Origin of the sequence: Vibrio sp. OPT46, assembly GCF_015163535.1 — a bacterium.
In the GTDB taxonomy this organism is placed as follows: domain Bacteria; phylum Pseudomonadota; class Gammaproteobacteria; order Enterobacterales; family Vibrionaceae; genus Vibrio; species Vibrio alginolyticus.
The window spans coordinates 1-362 of the sequence record NZ_JADDYG010000514.1; the positions used below are offsets into that span (position 1 = coordinate 1).

Sequence of the window (362 nt, forward strand, 5' to 3'; positions counted from 1 at the left end):
TAGTGTATTTGTTTAGGTTTAGGCAACGGAGTCAAACTGACATCTGAGGGAACCACTATCTTTGATGATGGAGGTGGTGACGAATCACTGCTTTGATTCAGTTGAACGCTGTGACTATCTTGATTTGGCTCATCCTCTGTAGGTAGAAGCAAAGCGACCGAAAAACAAAACACAGCAACGATTAAAGCAATAAATTTAAACTGACTCATGAGAAACTAAGTAACAATAATAACGATTGTTATGTTATAACATATCTAAGATTGCTTTTACTCAGTTTAGTAAACGTTTATTCAGTTCACTGGATTGGCTAAGAGAAGACCAGTCATTCAACCCATTCTCTTTGAGAAGGATCAATAATGAAC

The 362-nt window shown here is 36.7% G+C and carries 1 pseudogene; it reads right to left on the reverse strand.

Annotation, left to right across the window (positions count from 1 at the left end):
• A pseudogene (locus IQR33_RS33875) lies at positions 1-209 on the reverse strand (peptidase M23); the annotation flags it as partial.
• Between the last annotated feature and the right edge of the window lie 153 nt (positions 210-362).